The organism is Sphingobium boeckii, assembly GCF_014199215.1.
Taxonomy (GTDB): Bacteria; Pseudomonadota; Alphaproteobacteria; order Sphingomonadales; family Sphingomonadaceae; genus Sphingobium_A; species Sphingobium_A boeckii.
This window is the reverse complement of sequence record NZ_JACIJC010000007.1, coordinates 52,064-59,156: the sequence shown is the minus strand read 5'-3', so window position 1 is coordinate 59,156 and position 7,093 is coordinate 52,064. Positions and strand designations below refer to the sequence as shown.

Annotated in this window: 7 protein-coding genes; 2 read left to right on the top strand and 5 right to left on the bottom strand. The window is 60.9% G+C overall.

The window, feature by feature from the left end:
- Window positions 1-178: 178 nt before the first annotated feature.
- The 5 genes from FHS49_RS18550 to FHS49_RS18530 all read right to left on the bottom strand — a co-directional run bounded on the left by FHS49_RS18550 (window position 179) and on the right by FHS49_RS18530 (window position 5,855).
- Complete coding sequence (locus tag FHS49_RS18550) at window positions 179-1,186, bottom strand: zinc-binding dehydrogenase (RefSeq protein ID WP_184021835.1); 1,008 nt, start codon at window positions 1,184-1,186, stop codon at window positions 179-181.
- Window positions 1,183-2,802: an FAD-binding oxidoreductase gene (locus tag FHS49_RS18545; protein ID WP_184021833.1), complete on the bottom strand. Its 1,620-nt coding sequence runs from the start codon at window positions 2,800-2,802 to the stop codon at window positions 1,183-1,185. The genes FHS49_RS18550 and FHS49_RS18545 overlap by 4 nt, the downstream gene beginning before the upstream one ends.
- Before the next feature lie 103 nt (window positions 2,803-2,905).
- Window positions 2,906-4,282 (bottom strand): FAD-dependent oxidoreductase, encoded by a 1,377-nt coding sequence (locus tag FHS49_RS18540; RefSeq protein ID WP_184021831.1) that lies wholly within the window; start codon window positions 4,280-4,282, stop codon window positions 2,906-2,908.
- Complete coding sequence (locus FHS49_RS18535) at window positions 4,279-4,638, bottom strand: hypothetical protein (RefSeq protein WP_184021828.1); 360 nt, start codon at window positions 4,636-4,638, stop codon at window positions 4,279-4,281. Before FHS49_RS18535 ends, FHS49_RS18540 begins: the two co-directional genes overlap by 4 nt.
- A complete protein-coding gene (locus FHS49_RS18530; RefSeq protein WP_246351045.1) occupies window positions 4,638-5,855 on the bottom strand; it encodes a class I SAM-dependent methyltransferase in 1,218 nt (405 codons plus the stop codon). Before FHS49_RS18530 ends, FHS49_RS18535 begins: the two co-directional genes overlap by 1 nt.
- A 104-nt stretch (window positions 5,856-5,959) precedes the next feature.
- Between FHS49_RS18530 and FHS49_RS18525 the strand changes: the two genes are divergently transcribed.
- The gene (locus FHS49_RS18525; protein ID WP_343053025.1) at window positions 5,960-6,256 is read left to right on the top strand and encodes an REDY-like protein HapK; all 297 of its coding nucleotides are present in this window, start codon (window positions 5,960-5,962) and stop codon (window positions 6,254-6,256) included.
- Window positions 6,253-7,086 (top strand): SDR family NAD(P)-dependent oxidoreductase, encoded by an 834-nt coding sequence (locus tag FHS49_RS18520; protein WP_184021824.1) that lies wholly within the window; start codon window positions 6,253-6,255, stop codon window positions 7,084-7,086. Before FHS49_RS18525 ends, FHS49_RS18520 begins: the two co-directional genes overlap by 4 nt.
- Window positions 7,087-7,093: the final 7 nt, after the last annotated feature.

Genomic DNA, 7,093 nt, shown 5'->3' with positions numbered 1-7,093 from the left:
GCGTCTTATGCCGCCAAAACGAACCAGACTCCGCCTCAAACAACAACAAATCCGTGAACGTCCCGCCAACATCAACACCAAGACGATATGTCATATTTGCACCCTAAGAATCGCTGGAAAGGAGAATGTGATGCGTTGCCGCATATTATGATCTGGAATGGCGATGGCCCCGCGCCTGCTAGCGCAGATCCGCCACGACCTTGCCCATGGAATGGCCTGAAAGCAGCCTCTCGACCGCATCGAAGACACCGTCCAGGCCCAGGAATTCCTGATCATCGAAAGTGATGTTCAGGCGACCGCTCTCATAGAGCGAAAAGACCTTCTCGCGCGCGGCGGGCCAATGATCCGTAAGCAGTCCGTTCATGAAACCGCGCACAGACGCGCCCTTGTAATACAGCTTGTGCGCGATGCGCGGCTGCGTGACGATTTCGGGCTTCCCTTCCAGATCGGCCGCTGCGCCGCCGACGACGACACGGCCATGCGGCGCGACATTATCGAGAAACGCATCGAAGATGGTGCCGCTGACCGTATCGATCGCGACATCCAGTTTGTCGGGATATTCGGCCGCCAGCACATCGGCGACCGATTCCGAGCGATAGTCGATCACGCGATGCGCACCGAGCGAGCGCACGAAATCGCCTTTTTCTCGGCCACCGCATACCGCGACGACATGGCAACCACGCAACACCGCGAGTTGAACGATAAGATGACCCAGCCCCCCCGCTGCGGCCGAGACGGCGACGACCTCACCATCCTGCACCGCACCGATATGCTCCAGCGCCATCGCCGCCGACACGCCGGTCGATGCCAGCGTCAGCCATTCGCGCGTGGCCTGGGGCACTTTCACGAAATGTGAGACGGGCGCGAGATTGAGCGTGCGATAGCCCCCCGGAAAACGGGTGGTGACCACCGCATCGCCCGGGACAAATCCTTCGACGCCCTCGCCCACCGATTCTATGACCCCCACCGCCTCGACCCCGGTGAGCGTCGGCAGCTTGATCTTCACATAATCGACCGCGTTGCGCGCGATCTGGGTATCGAAAATGCCGTTGATGCCGCAATAATGATTGCGGACCCGCAATTCTCCCGGACCCGGCCTATTGAGATCAAGGTCCACAATGCGCGCGCCCGCGCGGAAGCTCTCGGCAAATTGCTGAAGCTGGATCGCCTGATAGGTTTCGCTCATGCGGCGTCCTTCACCGGAAAACCGAGCACGCCGGGGTTGAAGATGCCATCGGGATCCATCACCCCCTTGAGCGCATCGAGCAGGCTTTTCGAGAGATCGTCCCGGCTTTGGCGGTAGGGATAGGTGCGTCCGATCTGAAAATGCCCGGCCCCATAGCGCGCAAAGATATCGACGATCTCCTTGCGCAGGGCTGTGACGAGCGCCGTCCCCTCCGGATTGTCCGGGCGTTGATCAAGGCGGGCCAGATGGGATGGTTCAACCGCCGATTCATGCACCGGCCGCCACCCTTGTGGCCAGAAAAAGACGGGTTCGATAACGATGGCATTGCTGGCCATGGTCGTGAACAGAAAGCCGACATGGATATCCTGCGCTTTCATGTCTGCGTCGCGGCGTTCGTAAAGGCGCTGGATTTCTCCAAAAATGGCGGGGGAGGTCGAGAGGGAGCAGACTCCGTGCACCGGAACCCACGCCTCGCCGGTCGGCCCCAGCATCGAGTTGAGCGGCGGGAAAGGCATGGCCCGGATCACCTTGGCGATGCTGTTTTCTATTTCAGCCCCGCCAAATACGGCCGCAATCTGGCGCGCTTCGGCCATATCGGCCTCCACCGCACCCTTTGATCGGCCTTCACAGATCACATGCAGCGGATAATCGGTCGGGGCGATGAAATTGCGCCCGCCCAGCGCGATTTTGGCGGCGGCGAGCAAGCCCTTTCCGAAATTCTTTTCCTTGGCGACGACTGCGCCAAGCGTTTTGACGTCCGATACCAGCGATGCCCGCTTCATCCGCACCATGGTGAGACCCGGATCGAAGGCGCAGGTTTCAGCCGCGATCCCTTTGCGCGCAATCTCCGCCATCGCCTGCAGCAAAGCTTCGCCACTGGGGAAGGAAAATGACGCATGATCCTCATAGGCGGGCATGGAAATCATGCGCAGCGTCACCTCCGCCTTGATGCCCAGCGTCCCGCAATCGCCGCAGAACAGACCGGCGAGGTCAGGGCCGAAATGACGATAATGCGGCGTATCACCATCTGGCCCGCGTGCGCCTGTGCGGATGATGGCACCGTCTGACGCGACCACGGTCAACGCAACGACGCTCTCGCTCGATGTGCCATAATGGCCGGCACCGAACATGGCGTTGAGCTGCGACAGACCGCCGCCGATCGTGGAGGAGAGGCCGGACATCGGACCCCAGAAAGGCGTTCTCAACCCTTGCACGGCCAAGGCGTCGTTCATCGCCTTCCACGTTGCACCTGCCTCGACCGTGACCGTCATATCCTCGCGGCTGACGCGCAAGATGCGATCCAGCCGGGTCAGGTCGATCGAGACGGTGCGATCATTTGCGGGCACATAACCCGCGGTATAGCTCATCCCGGCACCGCGCGGCGCAATGGAGAATCCAGCCTGATGGACGGCACGGACGACAGCAGCCAATTCCTGTGTCGAGCCGGGGGCGACGATCAGCGCGGCCACGGCATTCACGGGCATCCAGACATCTTCGCTCACAAGGCGGCGCGATGCCTCGTCAACCTTGACACGGTCAGCCCCCACGATGCCGGACAGCATTTCCATCAATGCCGGTAACCCTGTCGAGGGCGCAACCTGTGTGTCTTGCTGCATACTCATTCCCATCTTGAGAGTCGCTCGGACCATCTAATATGTATTAGTGTTATGACATATAAATTCGAGGTTGCAAGACGCTGCACAAATGTTCGCAGGACAATCAGGCAGCGCTGGCGGATGCCGCGGCCCGACCGGCAAGGCACCCCAGCACCACCGCCGTCGTCAGCCCCATGGCGGGGAGATAGCCCCAGGATGACGGCCCCGAGACGGAGCGTGCCGAACCGCCCCCTGCAAAAAGATTTGGAAAGGCCGTCCCGTCAGGGCGGAGCACGCGGGCCGATTCATCGATCTGGAGGCCGCCCTGCGTATGATAGAGCGCACCGGTCACCTTGAGCGCGCGGAAGGCAGCCCGCGGCACCCGGCCATCGGCCCAGACGCGGCCGAAAGAATCTGTGCCGTGTGCGTCGGCCACCTTTTGGGCCTCGCCAATGGCGGCGTTCAGGCGGGCCGGATCGGTGCCCGTGAGGCGCGCCAGTTCAGCGATGCTGTCCGCTTCCTTCTGCGCGTTCAACGCCATCAACTGGACCAGTTCCGGGATGAGCGCGCATCGGGATTCGATTTCGGCATCATAGATGACCCACCCCATGCCATCGGACTGCACGGATAGCGGATGCACCATGCCCGCGATGTCATGTGATTCATCGGTGAAGCGATCGCCTGACTTGTTGACGATCAGGCCGCCTTCGATCAGCACCGGCGGCGGGACCGATATCCCCTGCGGATCAGTGAGCATTGCATAGCCCTGATAGCTGCCCATATCCCCCTGGGCCGCACCGAGACGCGCGGCAATTTCAATGGCTTCGCCCAGACTGCCTTCATGGCCGTTGAAGCGCAACGTCGCCGTTTCCGGCATGTGGAGGTTGGTCATGGCCCTGTTGGCCCCAAAGCCGCCACAGGCGATGATCAGGCTATCGCAGCCGACATGCTCGATCACGCCATCCGCGCGCTCAAGCGCGGCGCCGACCACCCGCCCCTCGTCCATGAAAATATCGACCAATCTGGTCTGCATCAGCACATCGATGCTGGCATCGTTCATGCGACGATGGAGCCATTGCACCATATCCATCCCGCTATGTTCGGGCCAGCCATGAACCCGCTGGCGACTGTTGCCATAGGAAGCGCGAAAGCGCGTATCCAACTCCCATGGCAGACCATGAACATCGCGCAGCCATTCCAGCACCGGCGCACTATTTGCAGCCAGCGTGCGCGCGATGACGGGATCGGCGAGGCCCTTGGTCTTGGCCATGATGTCGTCGAAAAAGATGTCGGCATTATCGTCTATGCCGTGCTCCTGCTGCGAGCGCGTGCCCGCCGCGCAAAACAGCCCTTGCGACATGCCGGTGGAGCCTCCCGGCCTGTCATCCCGCTCCACGACCAATGGCATCACGCCAGCATCTGCGACCGCCAGTGCCGCAACCGCGCCGCAAGCGCCCGAACCAGCGATCAGAACGGGCACCGAAAAATCGAAACGACTCAAGGCCGGGACCCGATTTCATTCCCCACCTCTTCGGAGGCCACATCGCTAGCCAGATCGGCGGCTTCGTTGCGCTGCTGCACGATCCGCAGGATGCGGGCGATCAATTCCTGATTGGAAAGCGCACGTTCGATCGCGGCGGCGGGATCGGGCGTGAAGGTTTCGATTTCCTGGCGCTTCAGAACGCCCTTGTCTTCAAGCAGACGCTCCAGCGTATCGATCCGCTGGCGGGAGACGGCCAGTTCCTGGACCGTGGCCATGGTGATCGCGAGGACGGTTTCCACCTCCTCATCCAGAAAATACGGCCTCTTGCCGGCGGCCTTGGCGCCGGCTTGCGCAATGGCATCGTTCACGCTCATCAGACCGTCGCCCCGATGACATGCCATGCGGCCTTGCGGCCATAATCTTCGGTATCGTCCTCCGCCGCATCGGGAAACAGATCCCGATCCACCACGCCCGTGACCCCGCCATGGATCAGCTTTTCGCGATCGAAACCGGCGTCCACCATATGCTGATCGAGATCGAGCTCGTGCATCCGGCTCCAGAATGGCTCATTATTGTAGAAGGCGTCCCAATCCCGCATCACCTGCTCGAACAAGGGCATGTCAGGCGTAAATTGAGGCTGTTCGACGTGAAGGACGATGCCGCCCGGCTTCAGCAAACGTCGCGTCTCGCGCATGATATTATCAAGTGCGCTGTTCGAGAGTTCGTGAAGAAACATGGTGGTCTGGATCCAGTCGAAGCTGGCATCCGGAAAAATCGACAAATCCTCTCCACTCGCCTGAACGAAGGAAATATTGTCCACGCCAAGCGACTTGGCGCGGGCCAGACCATAACGCAGCACCGGGGCACCCAGATCGGCCACGGTCATATGCGCTTCGGGATAGGCGATGGCGATAGGCAGGCTCGAGTGACCGACAGTCCCGCCGATTTCCAATATCGCCTGGGGCTTGAAGTCGGGGAAATTGCGCTGGACCCATTTGACGACGGCATGACCGCCGCCATCCGAATATTTGCCGAGCAGTCCCGCTGTCGTGACGAAGCCTGCGTGATCGTAATTGGCTCCGTTGGTCACATCACCCGGGAAATATTCGCTGTGATAGCTGCCTGGCATACAATGATGATCGACCGCGGAAACATAACGCGGAATGGGAAGGCTTGGGTCCAGCCGAAGCCGCGTGTCACCCTCAGTGAGCGCCGCGGCCTTCTCTGCCAGGGCTTCGCGCTGGCGGATGGCGGTCCAGCGGCCAGCCTGCTGGCGCTGCTCCATCGTCATGCGCCGCAACGCTGACCAGAGCGTGAAAGCGGGATCTTGCAGAGACGCCCTTCGAGCCTCGTGCCGATCGGCGAGAGCCCGGCCGTTGGCCTTTTCGAAACCGGGCGCGATGCGATTGTCATAGGCTGCGCGGACGCCGGGAACGACGCGCGTCGAGAGATGACGGTTCATTTGCGCGAGAAAATTGATCCGCTCGATCTCGTCATGATCGGTTTGCGGAAACACCGCATGACGCCCGACGACGCGATAATCGGGTGGCCCCTCATAGGGCATTTGCTCAGGCGCGTTGGGGCGTGTCATGTCAAATCCCGCTTCCCTTGGTTTGGTATATGTTTATAACAATATGACACCGTAAATTTCGAATGCCAAGAGAGGAACGACCCGTGACGCGAATAATCGTATTGGTGAACCTGAAGCCTGGAAAGACAGCGTCAGATTATGAGCGCTGGGCGGTCACAACCGATCTTCCCACGGTCAACGCTCTGAAATCCGTCGATTCCTTTACGCTTTTCCAAAGCACGGGCGTGTTGGGCAGCGATGCCAAACCGCCTTATGACTTTATTGAAATCATCGATGTCGCCGACATGGATCTGTTCGGTCAGGAAGTATCGACCGAAGCCATGGCGCGAATCGCCGGAGAGTTTCAGGATTGGGCCGACCCCGTTTTCATTCTGACGCGCCCGATCGAGAGCGCGGCATGAAGCCCCTCGCCGGCAAGACCGCCGTTATCACGGGTTCGGGCCGCAAGGCCGGTCTGGGTGAGGCCATCGCCCTCCGCCTGGCCGAAGATGGTGCCAATATCGTCCTGTCCGACATCGGCGCGTCGCGCGATGCGGCAACCCCTGACTCGATGATCGGGCTCTCGTCCGAGATGGAAGAGATCGCGCAAGCCATCAAGGCAAAGGGTGTAGCAGTCTCGGCTATGGCCTGCGACGTGCGCCGCTGGGACGAGGTTCAGGCGCTGGCCGATCATGCCGTGGCCGAGCATGGCAGTCTGGATATCTGGGTGAATAACGCGGGCATCGGCTATATCATGAAGCCGCTGCTCGAAGTGACCGAGCACGATTGGACGGCGGTGATCGACGTCAATCTGACCGGATCCTTTTTCGGCCTGCGCGCTGCCGCGGAGCGCATGATCGCGGCGGGCAAGGGTGGCCGCATCATCAACATCGCAAGCCAGGCGGCCAAAAGCGGTTTTCCCTGCGCGCAAGCCTATACGGCGTCGAAGCACGGGCTTGTCGGCCTCGCGCGCTCCGCCGCGATCGAACTGGGCAGCCATGGCATCACGGTGAACAACGTCTGCCCCAATCATGTCACCACCGGGCTTGGCGCATGGCAGAACAGCTATTTCGCGGAGCGGCAGGGCAAGTCACTCGATCAATATATGGCCGATATGGCCGCGCGCATCCCGATGGGACGCCCCGGTATTCCACAGGATACGGCCAACGCCGTCGCCTTTCTGTGCCAGGATGCGGCGGACTATATCACAGCCGAATCCCTGAATGTCTCGGGCGGCGAGGAACCGCATTGATACCCGT

Excerpts from the sequence above, each read along its gene's own strand:
- FHS49_RS18550 (WP_184021835.1), bottom strand. The coding sequence starts at position 1,186 with ATGAGCGAAACCTATCAGGCGATCCAGCTTCAGCAATTTGCCGAGAGC.
- FHS49_RS18545 (WP_184021833.1), bottom strand. The coding sequence starts at position 2,802 with ATGCAGCAAGACACACAGGTTGCGCCCTCGACAGGGTTACCGGCATTG.
- FHS49_RS18535 (WP_184021828.1), bottom strand. The coding sequence starts at position 4,638 with ATGAGCGTGAACGATGCCATTGCGCAAGCCGGCGCCAAGGCCGCCGGC.
- FHS49_RS18530 (WP_246351045.1), bottom strand. The coding sequence starts at position 5,855 with ATGACACGCCCCAACGCGCCTGAGCAAATGCCCTATGAGGGGCCACCC.
- FHS49_RS18520 (WP_184021824.1), top strand. The coding sequence starts at position 6,253 with ATGAAGCCCCTCGCCGGCAAGACCGCCGTTATCACGGGTTCGGGCCGC.